The organism is Pseudomonas sp. LBUM1679 (assembly GCF_059695565.1).
In genome coordinates this window covers 5,464,891-5,485,952 of sequence record NZ_CP166774.1, presented here as the reverse complement: position 1 = coordinate 5,485,952, position 21,062 = coordinate 5,464,891, and the positions used below count along the sequence as shown (strand labels likewise).

19 protein-coding genes are annotated in these 21,062 nt (G+C 60.6%); all 19 read left to right on the top strand.

Going from position 1 to position 21,062, the window contains the following annotated elements; translation table 11 throughout:
• Nucleotides 1-167: 167 nt before the first annotated feature.
• The 19 genes from ACA062_RS24870 (at nt 168) to fliM (ending at nt 21,060) form a co-directional block, all read left to right on the top strand.
• Nucleotides 168-2,213, top strand: a complete 2,046-nt coding sequence (locus tag ACA062_RS24870; protein WP_497453442.1) for a flagellin N-terminal helical domain-containing protein — start codon at nt 168-170, stop codon at nt 2,211-2,213.
• Between the two features lie 153 nt (nt 2,214-2,366).
• Complete coding sequence (gene fliD / locus ACA062_RS24865) at nt 2,367-3,728, top strand: flagellar filament capping protein FliD (protein WP_497453441.1); 1,362 nt, start codon at nt 2,367-2,369, stop codon at nt 3,726-3,728.
• Between the two features lie 96 nt (nt 3,729-3,824).
• Nucleotides 3,825-4,223, top strand: a complete 399-nt coding sequence (fliS, locus tag ACA062_RS24860) for a flagellar export chaperone FliS (RefSeq protein WP_497453440.1) — start codon at nt 3,825-3,827, stop codon at nt 4,221-4,223.
• A 15-nt stretch (nt 4,224-4,238) separates the two neighbouring features.
• Complete coding sequence (fliT, locus tag ACA062_RS24855; RefSeq protein ID WP_497453439.1) at nt 4,239-4,535, top strand: flagellar protein FliT; 297 nt, start codon at nt 4,239-4,241, stop codon at nt 4,533-4,535.
• A gap of 172 nt (nt 4,536-4,707) precedes the next feature.
• Complete coding sequence (locus ACA062_RS24850) at nt 4,708-6,183, top strand: sigma-54 dependent transcriptional regulator (protein ID WP_497453438.1); 1,476 nt, start codon at nt 4,708-4,710, stop codon at nt 6,181-6,183.
• A gap of 284 nt (nt 6,184-6,467) precedes the next feature.
• Nucleotides 6,468-7,691 carry a sensor histidine kinase gene (locus ACA062_RS24845; protein ID WP_497453437.1) on the top strand — a complete coding sequence of 408 codons (1,224 nt, stop codon included), beginning with the start codon at nt 6,468-6,470 and terminating at the stop codon, nt 7,689-7,691.
• Nucleotides 7,692-7,696: 5 nt separating this feature from the next.
• Complete coding sequence (locus ACA062_RS24840; protein ID WP_497457494.1) at nt 7,697-9,076, top strand: sigma-54-dependent transcriptional regulator; 1,380 nt, start codon at nt 7,697-7,699, stop codon at nt 9,074-9,076.
• A 417-nt stretch (nt 9,077-9,493) separates the two neighbouring features.
• Entirely contained in the window at nt 9,494-9,823 is a 330-nt protein-coding gene (gene fliE / locus ACA062_RS24835) for a flagellar hook-basal body complex protein FliE (protein WP_064679115.1), read from the top strand.
• Nucleotides 9,824-9,838: 15 nt separating this feature from the next.
• A complete protein-coding gene (gene fliF / locus ACA062_RS24830; RefSeq protein ID WP_497453436.1) occupies nt 9,839-11,623 on the top strand; it encodes a flagellar basal-body MS-ring/collar protein FliF in 1,785 nt (594 codons plus the stop codon).
• A complete protein-coding gene (gene fliG, locus ACA062_RS24825; RefSeq protein WP_497453435.1) occupies nt 11,616-12,632 on the top strand; it encodes a flagellar motor switch protein FliG in 1,017 nt (338 codons plus the stop codon). The genes fliF and fliG overlap by 8 nt, the downstream gene beginning before the upstream one ends.
• A gap of 7 nt (nt 12,633-12,639) precedes the next feature.
• Nucleotides 12,640-13,440, top strand: a complete 801-nt coding sequence (gene fliH, locus ACA062_RS24820) for a flagellar assembly protein FliH (protein ID WP_497453434.1) — start codon at nt 12,640-12,642, stop codon at nt 13,438-13,440.
• Complete coding sequence (fliI, locus tag ACA062_RS24815; RefSeq protein ID WP_497453433.1) at nt 13,430-14,788, top strand: flagellar protein export ATPase FliI; 1,359 nt, start codon at nt 13,430-13,432, stop codon at nt 14,786-14,788. The genes fliH and fliI overlap by 11 nt, the downstream gene beginning before the upstream one ends.
• 6 nt (nt 14,789-14,794) lie before the next feature.
• Nucleotides 14,795-15,244, top strand: a complete 450-nt coding sequence (gene fliJ / locus ACA062_RS24810; protein ID WP_128869447.1) for a flagellar export protein FliJ — start codon at nt 14,795-14,797, stop codon at nt 15,242-15,244.
• 213 nt (nt 15,245-15,457) lie between these two features.
• Nucleotides 15,458-15,757 (top strand): STAS domain-containing protein, encoded by a 300-nt coding sequence (locus ACA062_RS24805; protein ID WP_497453432.1) that lies wholly within the window; start codon nt 15,458-15,460, stop codon nt 15,755-15,757.
• A 5-nt stretch (nt 15,758-15,762) separates the two neighbouring features.
• Entirely contained in the window at nt 15,763-17,469 is a 1,707-nt protein-coding gene (locus ACA062_RS24800; RefSeq protein ID WP_497453431.1) for an ATP-binding SpoIIE family protein phosphatase, read from the top strand.
• Between the two features lie 30 nt (nt 17,470-17,499).
• Nucleotides 17,500-17,847, top strand: coding sequence for an Hpt domain-containing protein (locus tag ACA062_RS24795; RefSeq protein ID WP_497453430.1), 348 nt, complete (start codon nt 17,500-17,502; stop codon nt 17,845-17,847).
• 106 nt (nt 17,848-17,953) lie between these two features.
• Nucleotides 17,954-19,261 (top strand): flagellar hook-length control protein FliK, encoded by a 1,308-nt coding sequence (locus ACA062_RS24790; protein ID WP_497453429.1) that lies wholly within the window; start codon nt 17,954-17,956, stop codon nt 19,259-19,261.
• Nucleotides 19,262-19,581: 320 nt separating this feature from the next.
• Complete coding sequence (gene fliL / locus ACA062_RS24785; protein ID WP_497453428.1) at nt 19,582-20,082, top strand: flagellar basal body-associated protein FliL; 501 nt, start codon at nt 19,582-19,584, stop codon at nt 20,080-20,082.
• 9 nt (nt 20,083-20,091) lie between these two features.
• Nucleotides 20,092-21,060, top strand: coding sequence for a flagellar motor switch protein FliM (gene fliM, locus ACA062_RS24780; RefSeq protein ID WP_150785478.1), 969 nt, complete (start codon nt 20,092-20,094; stop codon nt 21,058-21,060).
• Nucleotides 21,061-21,062 lie beyond the last annotated feature (2 nt).

Sequence of the window (21,062 nt, the reverse complement as noted above, 5' to 3'; positions counted from 1 at the left end):
ATGTAAGCCCTTGAATCTAAACAAGTGGCACGGTGCTAGTAAATAATTCGAAAAAAGCCCTCAAGCAAATTGCGTTCACGACGATAACCATTACGAAGGTTCTCTAGGCCACACCCGGCGGTTGCCAGGGCCGGAAGCCGCAGCACCCAACCAATGAGGATTTCGTCATGTCCATGTCAGTAAATACCAACCTCACCTCCCAGACTGTTCAGAAGAACCTGAACAAAGCTGGCGATGCGCTGAGCACCTCGATGACCCGTCTGTCTTCCGGCCTGAAAATCAACAGCGCCAAAGACGATGCTGCTGGCATGCAGATCGCCAACCGTCTGACCTCCCAGGTTAAAGGCATGAGCGTGGCGATCGCCAACGCCAACAACGGCACCTCGATTGCACAGACCGCTGAAGGCGCGATGCAAGAGTCGACCAACATTCTGCAACGTCTGCGTGAACTGGCCCTGCAGTCCGCGAACAGTGACAAAAGCGACGCTGACCGTTCCGCCCTGCAGCAAGAATTCACGGCGAAAACCGGTGAACTGACCCGTATCGCCCAAACCACCACCTTCGGTGGTCGTAACCTGCTGGACGGCTCGTTCCAGAACCAGGCGTTCCAGATCGGTTCCGATGCCAACCAGACTATTTCGTTTGGCATGAGCGATATCAGCGCTACTGGTTTGAAGGGTTCTTACAGTGAAGCGTCTGTGAGCGGTGCAGCAATGAAAAACCTTTCGGCTACGTCCGTCGGTACCGTGCTGACAGGTTCTTCGACGACCACTACCACTACTGCTATTGCAGCTGCTACTGGTACTGCCCAAACAGGTCTGCAGACGGGGGTGGGGTCTACAGCTTCGACGATTGTTGCTAGCGACACCATGACGGTTAACGGGAAGGGCGTTGCTCTGACCGCTGGCATGAAAGGTGCTGAGCTTGCTACAGCGATTAATGCTGCAGACTCAACTGTTACGGCAACATTTGATAACGCTACTGGGAAAATGACATTTACTTCGGCATCAGATATCGCTTTTGCGGGTACGGCTGTCGCTAAAGCAGGTTTTAACGTTGCCAATAGCCCCATCCTGGCCGAAGCTACAGCTACTGGTTCAGTTGTTGAAAGTCTCAAGGCTGCTAATACTTCAGCGCTTGCAGCTACAGACAAAATTACTATCAATGGTAAAACCGTTGATGTAACCGACGGTATGAACGGTACGGACCTTGCCACCGCGATCGAGGCTGCTGACAGCAATGTGACCGCAGTGTGGGATGACACTGCAGGAACAATGGAGCTGACTTCGAGCAGTGCTATCATCGTTGGTGGTGCTGACGCGGGTAAAGCAGGTCTTACCGCTATTTCTTCCCCACAAACTACAGCTGCAACAACAAGTGCTCCATTAGCAAGGAACTCCGCAATCGGCACTGACGGCGGGATCTCTATCAATGGCAAGCCAATTGCTTGGGCTGCTACTGATACCGTTGATCAAGTGTTGAGCAAAATGGCGGGGGCTGATGGTATCAAGTCTGCCACCATCAATGCTGAAGGGCGTGTCGAGCTGACTTCCAAAGACGGCAGCGATGTCAAGCTGGCCAACACCAAGGGTGGCTCGTTGGCTCAGTTGGGTCTGTCGGCAGGTACTTCTCAAGCTAAACTAACTGCTGATACGTCGATTGAGCTTAATGGTGTTGAAGTCAAGTTCAAGAAGGGTGATACCACCGATACCATCGTATCCTCGATCAACAGCGCCAGCACCGGCGTAACTGCCAGCAAAAATACTGATGGTACTTTGAAGTTGTTCTCTAATAAGGACATCACCATCAAGGATGGCAGCGCAGGTACAGGTCTGGAGTCACTTGGTCTGACTCCGTCTGCGGGTAGCACTGGCACTACCTCAGCCGTAACCATGGAAACCACCGTTTCCGACTTGAGCGTTCTGACCGCCGCTGACTCCCAGCGTACCGTTCAGGCTCTGGCCGACGCGATCCAGCAGATCGACACCCAGCGTTCCGCTCTGGGTGCCGTACAAAACCGTTTGACCAGCACCGTGGCCAACCTGCAAAGCATCACCGAGAACTCCACCGCTGCACTGGGTCGCGTTCAGGATACTGACTTCGCCTCGGAAGCCGCTGAGCTGACCAAGCAACAAACCCTGCAACAGGCATCCACTGCGATCCTGTCCCAGGCTAACCAACTGCCATCCGCTGTGATGAAACTGCTTCAGTAATTTCAGCGCTTGGTTGAGAACAGAAGGGCGCGTTTACGTGCCCTTTTGTTTTTCCGGTTTTCAGCGTTTGAAGGTGGCACGAATTGTGATGCTGTCTGCCGAATCGGCCTTGCTCGCCAATAAAGCAGCAGCCACCGGCTAAGGAGAATACAGATGGCCAGTTCAACCATTACGGGTGTCGGTTCAGGTTTCGATACCGTCGGGATTGTGACTGCCTTGGTGAATGCTGAAAAAGCACCCAAGCAAAGCCAGATCACCAAGCTGCAAACCAGTACCACGACTCAGTTGTCGGCGGTGGGTACGGTAAAAGTCGCGCTCGAAAGCTATCGTACGGCGATTGCCAAGCTCAATAGCGTGTCCAGCTTCAACGGGTTGGCCGCTTCGTCGTCTGACGAGAAAATTTCCAAGGTCACGATTGATGACAAGGCCTCCAGCGGCACCTATGCGCTGGATGTCACTCAATTGGCGACCGCTTCAAAAGTGACCAGCAAGGTGTTTGAGGGCGGTGCTTCGGCGGTGGTCAACGCGGGTACGCAGTCCACGACCCTGACCATCTCGCAGTCCGATAACGACTACAACGTCGCGATCCCGGCTGGTGCGACCATGCAGCAGACCCGTGACGCGATCAACACGCAGCTGCAATCCAAAGGCATCAGTGCCAACGTCCTGACCGACGCCAATGGCTCACGCCTGGTGATCAGCTCGCAGACCACGGGCAAGGGCACCGACATTACCATCAGCGGTGATTCTGAGTTGTCGACCGGGTATAGCGCCGGTAAACCGCCGGTTAACGCCGAATACACTATCGATGGCATCGCCATGGAATCGTCGAGCAACAAAATCACCTCGGCCATCAGTGGAGTGAGCCTTGAGCTGATCGACACCAAACCCTCGACCATCACCGTGGCCTCCAACACCGGCACCCTGAAAACCTCGGTTCAGTCGTTTGTGACGGCGTACAACGCGCTGCTGACCTCGATCAACACCCAAACCAAAGTCACGGCGACGGGTGATGCGGCGACTACCACCTCGGGCGCGCTGACCGGCGATGCTTCCATGCGTCAATTGGTCAACGGTATTCGCAACGAACTGCTGCAAAACACCAGTGGGTCGAGCATCGGCAACTTGTCGCAAATGGGCATCAGTACCGATCAGAAAACCGGGTTGCTGACCCTGGATGACAAAAAATGGGACGCCGCGGTGGCGACGCCTAACGGTGCGCTTGAGATTTCCAAGGTGTTTACCGGTGACGCAGGTCTGGTTACGCGCATGACCAAAGCCACGGCTGCCTACGTTGGCACCTCCGGCCTGCTGGCATCGCGTGCCTCGGACTTGAACGCCAAGCTGACCGACCTGACCACTGAGCAAGGCGACCTGGATCGCCGTATGGAATCCTTGAAAAGCACCCTGAGCGCCAAATACACGGCGATGGACACCTTGATCGCGCAGATGAATGCCAGCAGCTCCAGCATCATGACCACGCTCAACTCTTTGAATAACCCTAAAGACGACTGATTTGGCTCTATTTCGTGGCTAAAGTTTTTCGCGCCACCGTCGACATAGAGAGCATGTCCCAGTCATTTTGCCTGTCATCTGTAATGAGGTAGAAACATGAACCCGATGCGCGCCCTTCGTCAGTATCAGAAGGTTAATTCCCACGCTCAGATCTCTGAAGCCAGCCCCCATCGCCTGATTCAAATGCTGATGGAAGGCGGTCTGGATCGCATGGCGCAGGCCAAAGGTGCGATCAGTCGTGGTGATCTCGCGCAGAAGGCACTGTTGATTACCAAGGCTATCGACATCATCACCGGCTTGCGTCAGGGCCTGGATGAAGAAAAGACTGAAGACAAGGCCGCCTTGCAGCAGCTGGACAGCCTGTACGAGTACATGACTGTGCGTTTGACCCTGGCCAATGCGCAAAACGACCCTGAAATCATCGACGAAGTGACCCGCCTGTTGATCACGGTCAAAAGCGGCTGGGATGCAATTGCGGATCAACAAGTCGGCTAGTTCGAGGATGACGCCATGAGTCAAGCACTGCAACGGATTGAACAAACCCGCGAAGCCCTCATCGATGCGCTGGCCGAGCGCAATTGGGATGCGATCGGCGAACTGGATTTGGCCTGTCGGGAATGCGTCGATGAGGTGCTCACCGAAGCGCCATTCGACGAGGCGGCGGTGCGCACCAATCTGGAAAGCCTGCTGGCCGTCTACAAGGATTTATTGACGGTGACGATGGGCGAGCGCCAGTCGATAGTCGACGAAATGTCCCAGATGACCCAAGCGAAGAACGCGGCAAAGGTTTACCATCTGTTCGGTTGAAAAACCGACATTAGTCCAAATTGTACTGCGCCATAAATTTGACTGTGCACGGTTTTTTGACTTAACTAGTGGCTGTTTCCAGATTTCAGACGCGTACAGGCTTTTCGGTCTGCGAGCGTCTGGCTTGCCCACTCATTTCGGGCACCGGGTTGACTAGGGAAGTAGCTATTGCATGTGGCGTGAAACCAAAATTCTGCTGATCGATGACGATAGCGTTCGCCGCCGGGATCTGGCGGTGATTTTGAATTTTCTCGGTGAAGAAAATTTACCCTGCGGCAGCCATGACTGGCAGCAGGCGGTCGGCTCGTTGTCGTCAAGTCGTGAAGTCATCTGTGTCCTCATCGGCACGGTCAGTGCGCCTGGCGCACTGCTGGGCTTGTTAAAGACACTCTCGACTTGGGATGAGTTCCTTCCGGTGTTGTTGATGGGCGATAATTCTTCCGCTGACTTGCCGGAAGACTTGCGTCGTCGCGTGCTGTCGACCCTGGAAATGCCCCCCAGCTACAGCAAATTGCTCGACTCGTTGCACCGTGCCCAGGTCTATCGCGAGATGTATGACCAGGCGCGCGAGCGCGGTCGGCATCGCGAACCCAATCTTTTCCGCAGTCTGGTCGGCACCAGCCGGGCGATTCAGCACGTGCGGCAGATGATGCAGCAAGTCGCCGACACTGATGCCAGCGTGCTGATCCTCGGTGAGTCCGGCACCGGCAAGGAAGTGGTCGCGCGCAACCTGCATTACCACTCCAAGCGACGTGACGCGCCGTTCGTGCCGGTCAATTGCGGGGCGATTCCGGCCGAGTTGCTGGAAAGCGAATTGTTCGGCCATGAGAAGGGCGCCTTTACCGGGGCGATCACCAGCCGGGCCGGGCGCTTTGAACTGGCCAACGGCGGCACTCTGTTCCTCGATGAAATCGGCGACATGCCGCTGCCGATGCAGGTCAAGCTGTTGCGCGTGTTGCAGGAGCGCACCTTCGAGCGCGTGGGCAGCAACAAGACCCAGAGCGTCGATGTGCGCATCATCGCGGCGACCCACAAGAATCTCGAAAGCATGATCGAGATCGGCTCGTTCCGCGAAGACCTGTATTACCGCCTGAACGTGTTCCCGATCGAGATGGCGCCGCTGCGCGAGCGTGTCGAAGATATTCCGCTGCTGATGAACGAGCTGATCTCGCGCATGGAGCACGAAAAGCGCGGTTCGATTCGTTTCAATTCTGCGGCGATCATGTCGTTGTGTCGTCACGGCTGGCCGGGTAACGTCCGCGAACTGGCCAACCTGGTGGAGCGCATGGCGATCATGCATCCCTACGGGGTGATTGGCGTGATTGAGCTGCCGAAGAAATTCCGCTATGTCGATGATGAAGACGAGCAACTGGTCGACAGCCTGCGCAGTGATCTCGAAGAGCGGGTGGCTATCAACGGGCATACCCCGGACTTCGGTGCCAACGCGCTGCTGCCGCCGGAAGGCCTGGACCTGAAGGACTACCTGGGTGGTCTGGAGCAAGGGCTGATTCAGCAGGCGCTGGATGATGCCAATGGCATTGTCGCGCGCGCCGCGGAACGCCTGCGTATCCGTCGCACCACACTGGTGGAGAAGATGCGCAAGTACGGCATGAGCCGGCGTGAAGGTGATGAACAGGCGGAGGATTGACGCCTGTTTCGCCCCTCTCTGTAGGAGCTGGCTTGCCAGCGAAGGCGGTATGTCAGTCAACACATGTATTGGCCGATAGACCGATTTCGCTGGCAAGCCAGCTCCTACACGTGCGCGATGCAGCAGCCGGTTTATGTATCGCCTGACACGCCGCCTTCGCAGCGGTGCGGCGATCGGACAAGCCAGCTCCTACAGTTTCCTTAACTGTTTTCAGGCACGGGTATTGCTATAGCTCTCGCAACGTTCCGTTTATCTGACGGTCCAGCCCAGCGAGTGAGCACACGATGCCCCAAGCCGCCCAGTTGTCTCCTGTCCCTGACGCTTCGGGGTCCCCGTCGTCCGTAGAGCAGGCCAGCCGGCTTGGCCTTGAGCAGTCGTTCGCGCTGTTCAACCAGATGTCGAGTCAATTGACTGACTCCTACAGCATGCTCGAAGCCCGGGTCACCGAGCTCAAGGGTGAGCTGGAAGTGGTCAGCGCCCAGCGCATGCAGGAACTGGCGGAAAAAGAACGCCTGGCCAACCGCCTGCAAAACCTCCTCGATCTGTTGCCCGGCGGCGTCATCGTCATCGATGCCCAGGGCATCGTGCGCGAAGCCAATCCCGCGGCCTGTGAGTTGCTGGGGCTGCCCCTCGAAGGCGAGTTGTGGCGGCAGGTCATTGCCCGCTGCTTTGCGCCCCGGGAAGACGATGGCCATGAAATCTCCCTGAAGGATGGTCGGCGCCTGTCGATCGCCACGCGCTCGCTGGATGCCGAGCCGGGGCAGTTGGTGTTGCTCAACGACCTGACCGAAACCCGGCACCTGCAGGATCAACTGGCGCGCCACGAACGGCTGTCGTCCCTGGGGCGCATGGTCGCCTCGCTGGCCCATCAGATTCGCACGCCGTTGTCCGCGGCCTTGCTCTATGCCAGTCATTTGACTGAGCAAACGCTGCCGGTCGAGACCCAGCAACGGTTTGCCGGGCGCCTCAAAGAGCGTTTGCACGAGCTCGAACATCAGGTGCGCGACATGCTGGTGTTCGCCCGCGGCGAGCTGCCGCTGACCGATCGCATTACGCCGAAAATGCTCTTGCAGTCGCTGCAGGCGGCGGCGCTGACCCAGGTGCAGGCGTTGCCGATCCGCTGGCAGTGCGACAGCCATTCGGGCGAGCTGCTGTGCAATCGCGACACCCTGGTCGGCGCCCTGCTGAATCTGATCGAGAACGCAATTCAGGCCAGTGCCGGTGATGTGCGTTTGAAAGTCCATCTGTATACCCGCGACAACAACTTGCGGGTCGCGGTCAGTGACAGCGGCAGTGGCATCGACAGCCAGGTGCTGGCCCGCCTGGGCGAGCCGTTTTTCACCACCAAGGCCACCGGCACCGGCCTCGGCCTGACCGTGGTCAAGGCGGTGGCGCGGGCCCACCAGGGCGAATTGCAGCTGCGCTCGCGGCCGGGCCGCGGCACCTGCGCGCTGGTGAGCCTGCCGCTTTTTTCGGCTGACAAGCCCCGCGTTCAGGGGGCGCAATGAACAACATGGCGATCAAGGTGTTGCTGGTCGAGGACGACCGCGCATTGCGCGAAGCGCTGGCGGATACGCTGATGCTCGGCGGTCACGCTTACATCGCGGTGGGGTCGGCGGAGGAGGCGCTGGCTGCCGTCAGTGTCGAGGCGTTCAATCTGGTGCTCAGCGACGTCAACATGCCGGGCATGGATGGTCATCAGCTGCTCGGCTTGCTGCGGGCGCGCCAGCCGCAATTGCCGGTGTTGCTGATGACGGCCCACGGCGCGGTGGAGCGGGCAGTCGATGCGATGCGTCAGGGCGCGGCGGATTATCTGGTCAAGCCGTTCGAGCCCAAGACCTTGCTCGATCTGGTGGCGCGGCATGCGCTTGGCAGTCTCGGTGCGAGCGAAGGCGAGGGGCCGATCGCGTTCGAGCCGGCCAGTGCACAGTTGCTGGAATTGGCCGCGCGGGTCGCGCGCAGTGATTCCACGGTGCTGATTTCCGGGGAGTCCGGGACCGGCAAGGAAGTGCTGGCGCGGTACATCCATCAGCACTCCCGGCGCGCCAGTCAGCCGTTCATTGCGATCAATTGCGCAGCCATCCCCGACAACATGCTCGAAGCCACGCTGTTCGGTCATGAGAAGGGTTCGTTCACCGGTGCCATCGCGGCGCAGGCCGGCAAGTTCGAACAGGCGGACGGCGGGACCATCCTGCTCGACGAAATTTCCGAAATGCCCCTGGGCCTGCAGGCCAAGTTGTTGCGGGTGTTGCAGGAGCGGGAGGTCGAGCGGGTGGGTGCGCGCAAGCCGATCATTCTGGATATTCGGGTGGTTGCCACCACCAACCGTGACCTGGCCGCGGAAGTGGCGGCGGGGCGCTTTCGTGAAGACCTGTTCTATCGGCTGTCGGTGTTTCCGCTGGCCTGGCGTCCGTTGCGCGAGCGCACCGCGGATATCCTGCCGCTGGCCGAGCGTTTGCTGGCCAAGCACGTTCACAAGATGAAGCATGCCGCGGCGCGCCTGTCGCCCGAGGCGCAGGCGTGTCTGATCGGGTATCCATGGCCCGGCAATGTGCGTGAGCTGGATAACGCGATTCAGCGGGCGCTGATTCTGCAGCAGGGTGGGTTGATTCAGCCTCAGGATTTTTGCCTGGCGGGGCCGGTGGCCTGTGCGCCGTTGCCGGCGCTGGCTACGGTGCGCGCGGTGGAGATTGAAGCCGAATCTGCCGGGGCCTTGGGTGATGATCTGCGGCGCCGTGAGTTCCAGATGATCATCGATACCTTGCGCGCCGAGCGTGGGCGGCGCAAAGAGGCGGCCGAACGCTTGGGTATCAGTCCGCGCACCTTGCGTTACAAGCTGGCACAGATGCGCGATGCCGGGATGGATGTGGAAGCCTGCCTGTTCGCGACCTGATCCGCAAACGAACCACCCAGTCATGCCGCAACACGGTCCCCTGTAGGAGCTGGCTTGCCAGCGAAGACGGTCTATCAGCCAATACATGTGTCGCCTGACACACCGCCTTCGCTGGCAAGCCAGCTCCTACAGGGGGGCGGTGTGTCAGCCAATACATGTGTCGCCTGACACGCCGCCTTCGCTGGCAAGCCAGCTCCTATAGGGGGGGGCGGTGTGTCAGCCAATACATGTATCACCTCACACGCCGCCTTCGCGAGCAAGCTCGCTCCCACAATGTTTTGCGGTGATTAACGGTTGAGTCAAAGCCTACAGGGGCTTTTGTTTTTCGTGGCCATGGAGCTGGCACCCTTGTTGCTAACACCTGACTACCCGCTGAGTGAGCGTCAAAAAATTGCGGGTCGCCAGAGAGAGTAGACGATGAGCCAAGGTATTGAATTCAATCGGTTGATGCTGGACATGCGGGCCATGCAAATGGATGCCATGTCTGCGCCGAAACCGACGGCTGCCGTCCCGCAACTGCCGGGCAGCAGCTTTGCCGACATGCTCGGTCAGGCCGTCAATAAAGTGAACGAAACCCAGCAGGCCTCCAGCCAGTTGTCCACGGCGTTCGAGATCGGCAAAAGCGGTGTCGATCTGACCGACGTGATGATTGCCAAGGAAAAAGCCGGTGTGTCGTTCCAGGCGATCACCCAAGTCCGTAACAAGCTGGTTCAGGCCTACCAAGACATCATGCAGATGCCGGTTTAAGGACGATATCCAGTCATGGCAGAACCAGGCGCTGATAACGTTCCGGCCAGGACCACTCCGATAGGCGGCAAAGCGCCGCTGTTCGGCTTGTCCTTTCTGGAAAATCTCTCCGAGATGACCATGCTGCGTCAGGTGGGCCTGTTGGTCGGTCTGGCGGCGAGCGTGGCGATTGGCTTTGCCGTGGTGTTGTGGTCGCAGCAACCGGACTACCGGCCGCTGTACGGCAGCCTCGCCGGGATGGACGCCAAGCAGGTCATGGATACCCTGGCGGCCGCCGATATTGCCTACTCCGTCGAACCCAATTCCGGCGCCTTGCTGGTCAAGGCCGAAGACCTGTCCCGCGCGCGCCTCAAGCTCGCGGGCGCTGGTGTCACTCCCAGCGACGGCAATATCGGTTTTGAAATCCTCGACAAGGACCAGGGCCTGGGCACCAGCCAGTTCATGGAAGCGACCCGCTATCGGCGCGGCCTGGAAGGCGAACTGGCACGGACCATCTCCAGCCTGAACAACGTCAAGGGTGCACGCGTGCACCTGGCCATTCCGAAAAGCTCGGTGTTCGTGCGCGATGAGCGCAAGCCCAGTGCATCGGTGCTGATCGAGCTGTATTCCGGCCGTTCCCTGGAACCTGGCCAGGTGCTGGCGATCATCAATCTGGTCGCCACCAGCGTGCCTGAACTGAGCAAATCCCAGGTCACCGTGGTCGATCAGAAGGGCAACCTGCTGTCCGATCAGGCGGAAAATTCCGAGCTGACCATGGCCGGCAAGCAGTTCGACTACAGCCGCCGCATGGAAAGCATGCTCACCCAGCGCGTGCATAACATCCTGCAACCGGTGCTGGGCAATGATCGTTACAAAGCCGAAGTCTCGGCCGATGTGGATTTCAGTGCCGTCGAGTCGACCTCCGAGCAGTTCAACCCGGACCAGCCGGCGTTGCGCAGCGAACAATCGGTGAACGAACAACGCACCACCAGCAATGGCCCGCAAGGCGTGCCGGGTGCCCTGAGCAACCAGCCGCCATCGCCGGCGTCCGCGCCTGCAACCACCGGTGGCGGCACCGCGTCGGCCGGCATGGTCCAGCCTGGGCAGCCGCTGCTGGACGCCAACGGTCAGCAAATCATGGACCCGGCCACCGGCCAGCCGATGCTTGCCCCGTACCCGGCGGACAAGCGTTCACAGTCCACCCGTAACTTCGAGCTCGACCGTTCCATCAGCCACACCAAACAGCAGCAGGGCCGTTTGAATCGCCTGTCGGTGTCGGTGGTGGTGGACGATCAGGTCAGGATCAACCCGGCCAACGGTGAAACCACCCGTGCGCCGTGGACCGCCGATGAATTGTCGCGCTTCACCCGTCTGGTGCAGGACGCCGTCGGTTTCGACGCCAGCCGTGGCGACAGCGTCAGCGTGATCAACATGCCGTTCTCCGCCGAGCGTGCCGAAGTGATTGCCGATGTGCCGTTCTACTCCCAGCCGTGGTTCTGGGATGTGATCAAGCAAGTGCTGGGCATCCTGTTCATCCTGGTGCTGGTCTTCGGTGTGCTGCGTCCGGTCCTCAACAACATCACCAACGGCGGAAAAGGCAGGCAGCTGGCCGTCGGCAACGATGTCGAATTGGGTGGCATGGGCGGTCTGGATGGCGAACTGGCCAACGATCGCGTCAGCCTTGGCGGCCCGACCAGCATCCTGCTGCCAAGCCCGAGCGAAGGCTATGACGCCCAGTTGAATGCAATCAAGAGTCTGGTGGCAGAAGACCCGGGTCGTGTGGCCCAGGTCGTGAAAGAGTGGATTAACGCAGATGAATGATAGAGCCGTTGCCGCCAAACTGTCCAAGGTCGACAAAGCCGCGATCCTGCTGCTGTCCCTGGGCTCCACCGACGCCGCCCAGGTGTTGCGCCACATGGGTCCGAAAGAGGTGCAGCGCGTGGGCGTGGCCATGGCGCAGATGGGCAACGTGCACCGCGAGCAGGTCGAGCAGGTGATGAGCGAGTTCGTCGAGATCGTCGGCGACCAGACCAGCCTGGGCGTCGGCTCCGACGACTACGTGCGCAAAATGCTGACCCAGGCCCTGGGCGAAGAAAAGGCCAACGGCCTGATCGACCGCATCCTGCTGGGCGGCAACACCAGTGGCCTCGACAGCCTGAAGTGGATGGAACCGCGTGCCGTCGCCGACGTGATCCGTTATGAGCACCCGCAGATCCAGGCCATCGTGGTCGCCTATCTCGACCCGGACCAGGCGGGTGAGGTGCTGGGCAACTTCGACCACAAGGTGCGCCTGGACATTATCTTGCGCGTGTCTGCGCTCAACACCGTGCAGCCAGCCGCCCTGAAAGAGCTCAACCAGATTCTCGAGAAGCAGTTCTCCGGCGCCTCGAATGCCTCGCGTACCAACCTGGGTGGCATCAAGCGCGCGGCCGACATCATGAACTTCCTCGACAGCTCGGTGGAAGGCCAGTTGATGGACTCGATCCGCGAAGTCGACGAAGACCTGTCCGGCCGGATCGAAGACCTGATGTTCGTGTTCAACAACCTGGCCGATGTCGACGACCGCGGGATCCAGGCATTGCTGCGCGAAGTGTCCTCCGATGTGCTGGTGCTGGCCCTCAAGGGCTCGGACGAAAACGTCAAGGACAAGATCTTCAAGAACATGTCCAAGCGGGCGGCCGAATTGTTGCGCGATGATCTCGAGGCCAAGGGCCCGGTGCGCGTCAGCGACGTGGAAACCGCGCAGAAAGAAATCCTCACCATTGCCCGCCGTATGGCCGAAGCCGGAGAAATCGTTCTCGGCGGGAAGGGCGGCGAAGAGATGATCTGACATCACTATGTCGACTGAACATGATGAGTCCCAGACCGACCTGATCCGAGCCAAGGACGTCAGGGGTGTCGATATCTGGTCGTTGCCCAGTTTCGATCCGTACGTCCCCGAGCCCGAACCGGAGCCTGAACCCGAGCCGCCGGCCATGCAGGAGGTGCCGCTGGAGGAGGTCCAGCCGCTGACCCTCGAAGAGCTCGAAAGCATTCGCCAGGAAGCCTACAACGAAGGTTTTGCCACCGGCGAGCGGGAGGGCTTTCACAGCACCACGCTCAAGGTCCGCCAGGAAGCCGAAGTGGCGCTGGCGGCGAAACTTGCCGCGCTGGAAAAGCTGATGGGCCACCTGTTGGAACCCATTGCCGAGCAGGACACCGAGATCGAGAAGTCCCTGGTCGACCTCGTGCAGCACATCACCCGACAGGTGATTCAGCGCGAACTGGCCATCGACTCGACACAGATCGAACACGTCATGCGCGATGCCCTCAAACTGTTGCCATTGGGCGTGGGCAATGTGCGGCTGTACATCAATCCGCAAGATTTCGCCCAGGTCAAAGCCCTGCGCGAGCGTCATGAAGAAACCTGGCGCATCGTCGAGGACGAGGCCTTGTTGCCCGGTGGTTGCCGGGTCGAGACCGAGCACAGTCGCATTGACGCGTCGATTGAAACCCGGGTTACGCGGGTCATGGACAAGCTGTTCGATCAACTGCACGAACAGGTGCTGCACCCGGCGGCGCCGGACCTGAGCCTGGAGCTGCCGACGGGCAACACACCGGCAGCCGCCCCCGCACTGGACCTGCCCGATGCGCCTTGACCGCACCAGCTTCGCCAAGCGCCTGGGCAGTTATGCCGAGGCCACCACGCTGGCCGGCGCGCCGATCCTCGAAGGCCGCCTGCTGCGCATGGTCGGCCTGACCCTCGAAGCCGAAGGCTTGCGCGCCGCCATGGGCAGCCGCTGCATGGTGATCAACGACGACAGTTACCACCCGGTGCAGGTCGAAGCCGAAGTCATGGGCTTCTCCGGCAACAAAGTCTTTCTGATGCCGGTCGGCAGCGTCGCCGGTATCGCCCCCGGTGCGCGCGTGATTCCGCTGGCGGATACCGGTCGCTTGCCGATGGGCATGAGCATGCTCGGACGGGTGCTCGATGGCGCCGGTCGGGCGCTGGACGGCAAGGGCGGGATGAAGGCCGAAGACTGGGTGCCGATGGACGGCCCGACCATCAACCCGCTCAAGCGTGAACCGATCAGCGAACCGCTGGACGTGGGCATTCGTTGCATCAACGGCTTGTTGACGGTCGGTCGCGGCCAGCGCCTCGGGTTGTTTGCCGGTACGGGCGTGGGCAAGAGTGTGCTGCTGGGCATGATGACCCGCTTCACCGAGGCCGACATCATCGTGGTCGGGCTGATCGGTGAGCGCGGTCGTGAGGTCAAGGAATTCATCGAGCACAGCCTCGGTGAAGAAGGCCTCAAGCGTTCGGTGGTGGTGGCGTCGCCCGCGGACGATGCGCCGCTGATGCGTCTGCGCGCGGCCATGTACTGCACGCGCATCGCCGAATATTTCCGCGACAAGGGCAAGAACGTGCTGTTGCTCATGGACTCCCTGACCCGATTCGCCCAGGCCCAGCGGGAAATCGCCCTGGCCATCGGCGAACCGCCCGCGACCAAGGGTTATCCGCCGTCGGTGTTCGCCAAGTTGCCGAAACTGGTGGAGCGCGCCGGCAATGCCGAGAAGGGCGGCGGTTCGATCACCGCGTTCTACACCGTGTTGTCCGAAGGCGACGATCAGCAGGATCCGATTGCCGACTCGGCGCGAGGCGTGCTCGACGGGCACATCGTACTGTCCCGACGCCTGGCCGAGGAAGGCCACTACCCGGCGATCGATATCGAAGCATCCATCAGCCGGGTCATGCCGTCGGTGGTGTCAGCCGAACACATGGCCCGCGCCCAGTACTTCAAGCAATTGTGGTCGCGGTATCAGCAGAGTCGCGACCTGATCAGCGTCGGCGCCTACGTCGCCGGCGGTGATCGGGAAACCGACCTGGCGATTGCCCTGCAACCGCAGTTGGTCAAGTACCAGCGCCAGGGCCTGAACGACAGCATCAGCCTGGGTGAAAGCGAAGCCTACCTGGGTTCGATCTTTGCCCCTGCGGCCGGCGGCTAACCGGCCATGGCCCAGAGTCGCGCAGCCCGCCTGGCACCGGTGGTGGACATGGCGGAAAAGGTCGAGAAAGCCGCGGTCCAGCGCCTGGGGCATTTTCAAGGGCAGGTCCGTCTGGCCGAAAGCAAACTCGCCGACCTCGAAGCGTTTCGGCTCGACTACCAGGAGCAATGGATCGTGCGCGGCAGCAGCGGCGTTTCCGGTCAATGGTTGCTGGGGTATCAAGGCTTCCTCGCGCAACTGGGCACGGCCATCGATCAGCAACGACAGAGCCTGACCTGGCATCAGAACAATCTGAACAAGGCACGGGAAACCTGGCAGCAGGCGTATGCCCGGGTCGAAGGATTGCGCAAGCTGGTTCAGCGTTACATGGACGAGGCGCGACGGCTGGAAGACAAACGCGAGCAGAAGCTGCTGGATGAATTGTCGCAGCGGTTGCCGCGGCAGGATCCGTATTGAATCGGTAAGACCGCGTTATCGTTCATCGCGGGCAAGCCCGCTCCCACAGGTTTTGTGTCGTATTCATATGTTGTGAACGACACAAAACCCTGTAGGAGCGAGGCTTGCCCGCGAAGGCGTCCTCGGCCCCACCACAACTACCAGCCTTGCCCCCACCCCCGCCAAGTGCTAAACCTTCTACACGTACGTTCCCCAATGACAAGGAAGCCGTTCATGTCAGTCTTATCAGAAGTATCCCCCGATGGACAAAAGCTGACGATTTCGATCAAGGGACGATTCGATTTCGCCAAGCATCAGGAGTTTCGTGACTCCTACGAGGACAAGAAACTCTCCGCCGTCGTCGTCGACTTGAAAGAAGCCACCTACCTCGACAGTTCGGCACTGGGCATGTTGCTCTTGCTGCGCGATCACGCCGGTGGCGACGATTCCGACATTCGCGTGGTCAACAGCAGTTCCGACGTGAAGAAGATCCTCGCCATCTCCAATTTCGACAAACTGTTCGACATCAGTTGAGCGGCATGCAGGCGCCGCTCGAATCGCTGACGGTCCTGATCGCCGAAGACAGCGCGGCCGATCGCATGCTGCTGTCGAGCATCGTCCGGCGCCAGGGCCATGCAGTGCTGACGGCCGCCAACGGTGCCGAGGCGGTCGAAGCGTTCCGTCAGCAACGCCCGCAGCTGGTGTTGATGGACGCGATGATGCCGGTGATGGACGGCTTCGAGGCGGCACAGCAGATCAAGGCGTTGGCCGGCGAAACCCTGGTGCCGATCATCTTTCTGACGTCGCTCACCGAAAGCGAAGCCCTGGCGCGCTGTCTGGAGGCTGGGGGCGACGACTTTCTGGCAAAGCCCTACAACCAGGTGATCCTCGCCGCCAAAATCAAGGCGATGGACCGCTTGCGCCGGTTGCAGGCCACCGTGTTGCAGCAGCGTGACCAGATCGCCCGGCATCACCATCACCTGCTCAATGAGCAGCGGGTGGCCAAGGCCGTATTCGACAAGGTGGCCCATTCCGGTTGCCTGAATGCGCCGAATATCCGCTACCTGCAATCGCCCTACGCGCTGTTCAACGGTGACTTGCTGCTGGCCGCGTTCACCCCGGCCGGCGACATGCATGTATTGCTCGGGGATTTCACCGGCCATGGCTTGCCGGCGGCGGTCGGGGCCATGCCCCTGGCTGAAGTCTTTTATGGCATGACGGCCAAGGGCTACGGCCTGGCCGAAACCTTGCGCGAGATGAATGCCAAGCTCAAGCGCATCCTGCCGGTGGACATGTTCTGCTGTGCCACGCTGCTGTGCCTGAGTTTTCAGCGGCGTTCGGTGGAGGTGTGGAACGGCGGGATGCCGGACGGTTACCTGCACAGCATCGCCACGGGTGAGCGCACGCCGCTCAAGGCTCGGCACTTGCCGCTCGGTGTGCTGAGCCCGCAAACCTTTGACGATCGCACTGAAGTGTTGCCGATGGCCGTCGGCGATCGGGTGTTTCTGTTATCCGACGGCGTGCTCGATACCTGCGATACCCAGGATCAACTGTTTGGTGTCGAGCGACTGCAGCAGGTGTTTGCCGCCAATCGTCAGCCTGATGAGTTGTTCGCCGAGATCGAGCAGGCGCTGCGCGATTTTCGCGGCGAAGCCCGTGACGACGTCAGCATGGTCGAGGTCAGCTTGCTGGAGGCGGCGCAGATGAGCCCGCCGGCGATGGTGTATTCCGACAGTGGCCAGTCCTGTCCGCTGGACTGGTCGGTGTGTTTCGAGTTTCGCGCGGCCACGCTCAAGCGCTTCAACCCGCTGCCCTCTCTGTTGCAGTTGCTGCTTGAGGTCCATGGGCTGCGGGCGCAAAGCGGGGCGCTTTACAGTGTGCTGGCGGAACTGTATTCCAACGCCCTGGAGCATGGCGTACTGGGCCTGGACTCCAGCCTCAAACGGGATGCCTCGGGTTTTACCCGCTATTATCAACAGCGCAATACGCGCCTGGATGAGTTGCGCGATGGCTTCATCCGGGTACATCTGCAGGTGACACCGAAGGGCGAAGGCGGTTGCCTGACGGTTCGCGTTGAAGACAGTGGCAAGGGTTTTGATGTCGATCGGGTGCTGCAGCTGCCCGCTGATGGTGTCCGTCTGTCGGGACGTGGCATCGGTCTGATCCGTCAATTGAGCCGTAATGCCAGCTGGTTCGACGATGGTCGAAGTGCCCGCGTGGAATTTTTCTGGGAGGCTCTGGCATAATCCACGCATTCTTGATCAAGGAGTGAGCAAGTGGCTGACACACATCTGGACCGCGACGTGCTGAGCGCGTTGCAAGAAGTCATGGAGGATGAGTATCCGCTGTTGCTGGATACCTTTCTCGCTGACGCTGAAGAACGCCTGGTACTGTTGCACAAGGCAGACGATGCCCAGCAACTGATGAATGCTGCCCACAGTTTCAAGGGCAGCAGCAGCAACATGGGCGCCATTCGCCTGGCCCGGTTGTGCCATGAGCTGGAGCAATGCGCCAAGCAGAAACGCCTCGCCGGCGTTGAACAACTGGTGGGCGAAATTGACGGCGAATTCGCCCTTGTCCGACCGCTTTACGAGGCCGAGCGTCAGCGCGCTCTTGCCGACTAGGACAACTGTGTTGGCGCTTTTCGCGCCGCTCACCTGAACCTGGCGCGACCCTTGCTTTGCTCTCCGTCAACTGTACCTACGTTCCCAGTGCGGCGGAGACCGTTTCATGCCCGTTACCCCCAATATGCTTCTGCAGGCCGCCGCCCAGACCAAGGCCAAGGCGGCATCCGCCAATACACCGGCGCAGGTCGCCGAGCCCGGGGCCAAGGCCTCCAGCTTCGCTCATGTCTACGCCAATCAGGCTCGGAACACAGGTTCTGCAGGGAACGACGGGCCGGCCAAGCCCATGCGCGACACCGCCGCTGAGGGGCCGGGCAAAAAGGACCTCAGCCACGACAAGGCTGCCGCCCCGAAACCGGCCGTTGCCGATAGCGGCAAATCCTTGCCCGCCGATAAACCGGCGGCCGACGACCCGATCGCCGACGATGGTTCGGATGCCGCTGACGCCTCTGTCACCGAGGCGACGGGCGAGCCAACCGTCGATCCCGCAGGGCCGACACTCGTTGCGCAAACTCCGCCAGCGGTAGTCGCGGTGCCGCCCCTGGGCGAACAGCCGGTGGTCGCGGCAACGACGCCGGCCGTCACCGTCGACGCCACGTTCGATCCCCAGGCCGACCCCCTCGATGCCCTGCCAGCCTTGCGCTTGGCCATGGAGCAGGGCGGGCACGTTTCCGCTTCGAGCCAGGCTCGGCCACCAGCGCTGCCGACCTCGGCCGAAGCCGATGGCGAGCCGGCTTCGGCACAAAACCTGATCGCCGGCACGGCGAGCATGCTTGACGTGCAGGCCGAAAAGGACAGCACCGAGGGCGGGGACAAGGCCTTCAGCGGCCTGCTCGATGACGGCTTGAAAGACTTGAAGACCGCCAGCAGCGATACCCGTGTCGACGATTTCGCCAACCGCCTGGCGGCGTTGACCCAGGCGGCCACGCCGAAAACCGCTAACGCATTGCCGGTGAACCAGCCGATCGCCCTGCATCAAAGTGGCTGGACCGAAGAAGTGGTGAACCGGGTCATGTACCTGTCCAGCGCCAACCTCAAGGCGGCCGACATCCAGTTGCAACCGGCCGAACTCGGGCGCCTCGACATTCGGGTGAACATGGTGCCGGATCAGCAGACCCAGATCACCTTCATGAGCGCGCATCCAGGTGTTCGCGAAGCGCTCGACGGGCAGATGCATCGCCTGCGCGACATGTTTGCGCAGCAGGGCATGGGCCAGGTTGATGTCAATGTGTCCGACCAATCCCGTGGTTCGCAGCAAGGACAGGACCAGGCACAGCACAGTCACGGCGGGCGGACCAGCGCCAGCGGTGGTCGCCTAGATGCCATGGATGACGAGCGTGCGCCAACAGTCGCCGAAGTGGCGGCCAGCGCTACCAGCATCGTCGGCTCCAGCGCAGTCGACTACTACGCCTGATCAAGCCCAACCCCCCCTGTAGGAGCTGGCTTGCCAGCGAAGACGGTATACCAGCCAATACATCTATCGACTGACACACCGCCTTCGCTGGCAAGCCAGCTCCTACAGGGGGCGTGCGGTGTGTCAGCTAATACACATGTTGACTGACACACCGCCTTCGCTGGCAAGCCAGCTCCTACAGGGGGCGTGCGCGGTGTGTCAGCTAATACACGTATCGACTGACGTGCCGCCTTCGCTGGCAAGCCAGCTCCTACATGGCATAACACTTGCTCTTGCCAAGCCTGCGACTGTGAAACCCCGATTAGTGACGGATTATTGGCATGGCGAATAGCGAAGACGCGGTTAAAGACCCCGCAACCAAACGCAAGATCAAGCTGATCATTGTGACAGTGGTTGCCCTGCTGCTGGCGATCGGCTTGTCCGTGGGGGCCACCTGGTACTTCATGCACAGCCCCCGGAGCACGCCAGTCGCCGCGCCGCAAACCTTGGATGTCGGCAAACAGCCGGCGGTTTTCGTGCCCCTGCTTCCGGCCTTCATTGCCAACTACAACCAGAACGGCCGGCAGCGCTACATGCAGGTGAGCATCACCATGCTGGGTCGCGATCAAGCCGATCTGGACGCGCTCAAGGCGCACATGCCGGTGATCCGCAATAACCTGGTCATGCTGTTCTCCGGGCAGGACTTCGCCACCCTGGCATCGCCGGTCGGCCAGGAAATGTTGCGGCAGAAAGCCACGGCCAGCGTCCAGGAAGTGGCGCACAAAGAACTCGGCAAAGTGGTCATCGAACAATTGCTATTCACTAATTTCGTACTGCAGTAGGAACACGACATGGCCGTGCAGGACCTGCTGTCCCAGGATGAGATCGACGCGCTGTTGCACGGTGTCGACGATGGTCTGGTACAGGCCGATATCGCTGCCGAACCCGGCACCGTCAAAAGCTATGACCTGACCAGCCAGGATCGCATCGTCCGTGGACGCATGCCGACCCTGGAGATGATCAACGAACGCTTCGCCCGCTACACCCGCATCAGCATGTTCAACCTGCTGCGCCGCTCGGCGGACGTTGCCGTCGGTGGGGTGCAGGTGATGAAGTTCGGTGAATACGTGCACTCGCTGTACGTGCCGACCAGCCTCAACCTGGTCAAGATCAAACCGTTGCGCGGTACCGCGCTGTTCATCCTCGATGCCAAGCTGGTGTTCAAGCTGGTGGACAACTTCTTCGGCGGCGACGGCCGTCACGCCAAGATCGAAGGGCGCGAATTCACCCCGACCGAACTGCGCGTCGTGCGCATGGTGCTCGAGCAGGCCTTCGTCGATTTGAAGGAAGCCTGGCAGGCGATCATGGAAGTCAACTTCGAGTACATCAACTCGGAAGTGAACCCGGCCATGGCCAACATCGTCGGCCCGAGCGAGGCCGTGGTGGTGTCGACCTTCCACATCGAACTCGATGGCGGTGGCGGCGACCTGCACGTGACCATGCCCTATTCGATGATCGAGCCGGTGCGCGAAATGCTCGACGCCGGCTTCCAGTCGGACCTCGACGATCAGGACGAGCGCTGGGTCAACGCCCTGCGCCAGGACGTGCTGGATGTCGACGTGCCGATCGGGGCCACGGTTGCCCGTCGCCAGTTGCGCCTGCGGGACATCCTGCACATGCAGCCGGGGGACATTATCCCGGTCGAGATGCCGGAAGAAATGATCATGCGCGCCAATGGCGTGCCTGCGTTCAAGGTCAAGATGGGCTCGCACAAAGGCAACCTCGCGTTGCAGGTGATCGAGCCGATCGAGCGCCGTTGACC